Source organism: Aquimarina algiphila, from assembly GCF_947494415.1.
Classification (GTDB): Bacteria; Bacteroidota; Bacteroidia; order Flavobacteriales; family Flavobacteriaceae; genus Aquimarina; species Aquimarina algiphila.
The window spans coordinates 1-2,436 of the sequence record NZ_CANLVC010000021.1; the positions used below are offsets into that span (position 1 = coordinate 1).

Sequence of the window (2,436 nt, forward strand, 5' to 3'; positions counted from 1 at the left end):
GATGCAGCACCCATGCATTTTGAGAGTACATCATTATGGTATTGGATACTAGGATTAGGATGTGTAGGAATGTTGTTGATAGGGTTTTGGTATAAAAAAAATGAAGAAAAACGCTTGTCACCCTGAGCCTGTCGAAGGGTAATAAATATAAAAGAATAATACATCATGACCACCAACATAATACCCATATCACAAACAACCCCCATACTATTATGGATACTATGTTGTATGCTCTTTTTATCCACCACTATTGGCCATACTCAAACCACAGTCGACACCATACCTGCATCTCAATATTTTGCAAAAGCCGATACCTTATTAACCCATAGAAAACTAGATAGTGCAGTGGTCTATTTTAAAAAAGCACTACCTATTTATACCAAAGCTAAAAGCTGGGAACGCTTAGCACGATCTTATAATAAAATTTCTGAATGCCAATGGAGAGATAAAAAGTATAAAGAATCATTAGCTAATGCAAAGCAAGCTTTAGCGATTAGTGATCGATATTTACCAAAAAATAATCGAGAGGAAGCATATGGGTATGATAATATTGGGCAATACTATTATAGTAAAAGATTAAATTATGAAAAGGCTTTATTGTATTATCAAAAAGGGTTAAAAATTAAATTAACGATTTTTCCTGAGAACCATTTGTTTGTTGCTGGTTCCTGTTTGAATATAGGAAATACACTTCTTATGAATCGAAAATATAATGAGGCATTAAAATATTATAAAAAAGATATAGCAATAAAAGAAGAGAAATTAGGGCTTGATCACATAGAAACCGGAAGTTCTTATTTTAGACTTGGCTTAACCTACGATAGAAAAGAAGAATATGAAAAGGCATTGCCTTATTTAAATAAGGCATTATCAATAAGAATAAAAAAGCTTGGGGAAAAACATAAAGATGTGGCTGTATGTTATCGTGTAATTGGTTGGATATATCAAAAGAAAGGGGTTTATGATAAAGCGATTCCTTATTTAGAAAAAAACTTATCTATTCTAGTTGGTATTTATGGGGAAAAACATAATATTCTTATCGATGCTCTTAACATTATAGGAATTTGTTATAAGACAAAAGGAGATTATAATACGGCATTGACTTATTATAATCAAGCAATTGATATTGAAAAAAACATACCTGAACGGGATAAAAAAAGATATCACTTTTCAGTTTATAATAATGTTGGAGTTATTTATAAATATAAAGGTGAATATGATAAAGCCTTAGAATATTGTATAAAAGCACTTCATACTAATTTTGAAAGAGGAGTGAATAATAAACATATTGCTCTGAACTATAACAATATTGGAAATATATATAGATTAAAAGGGGATTATGATGAAGCTCTGGATTATTATAATGAAGCATTAATTATACGAAAAAATATTTTTGATCAAAACCATTCTCATATAGCAGATTCATATAATGATATTGGTATGTTGTATATCATAAAAGAAGAATATAATAAAGCCTTATCTAATACAAAAAAAGCGTTAACAATACGACAAAACATATTTGGGGAATACCATCCTGATGTAGCAGATTCTTATGTGAATTTTGGAAATATTTATGAGAGTAAAAAAGAATACAAATTAGGATTAGAAAACTATCAAAAAGCGTTAAGAATAAGGCAAAAAATGTTTGGAGCATATCACCCAAAAGTAGCACTGCTGTATAACGATATGGCAAATGTATATGTAACTCAAAATGACTATAAAAATAGCTTACTATATTATAAAAAGGCTATCGAAGCAAATACAGGTTCGAATCGATATTTAAACCCAAACATAATATTAACCACGTTAGCAGGCACAGCCAAAACCTATATCCACTTGTATCGAGAAAGTAATAATAGTGATGACCTTAATCAAGCTATAGCTATCTATAAAAAAGCAGATGCATTAATTAATGATATCAGGCAAAGTTTTACTACCTATCAGGATAAAGTAGCTTTTGCTCAAAAAGCAAAAGCGATCTATCAAGGCGCAATACAAACACAATTGTTATGGTACGCTACCCAAAAAGAGAAAAGTATTTTGGAGCGCGCATTTTATTATGCCGAGAAAAGTAAAGCCAATACGCTTAAAGAATTGCTTAGTGAAGCCAATGCGAAAAATTTTACAGGCTTACCAAATGATATGTTAGTCTTAGAAAAAGAATTACGAATCGATAAAGCGTTTTATCAATCTAAAGTTAGCGAGGAGCGATCTTCTCAAAAAATAGATTCTTTAAAAATCACTACCTATGAGAACAAACTCTTCGAGATCAATAGAAGACAAGACTCACTCACTGCTATTTTAGAAAAAAAATATCCCAAGTATTACCAACTTAAGCATGAGAATAGTATTGTATCGGTTGCTGATATTCAAAAGAAGTTAAATGAACGCACAACAGTAGTAGAGTTTTTTACTGCTGATAGTAGTACCTATGTG

Annotated in this window: 1 protein-coding gene; it reads left to right on the forward strand. The window is 30.7% G+C overall.

The genetic code is table 11. From position 1 onward, the window contains the following. Nucleotides 1-165 precede the first annotated feature (165 nt). The coding region (locus tag PQF96_RS28570) for a tetratricopeptide repeat protein (protein ID WP_271770476.1) at nucleotides 166-2,436 on the forward strand (2,271 nt) is incomplete at its 3' end.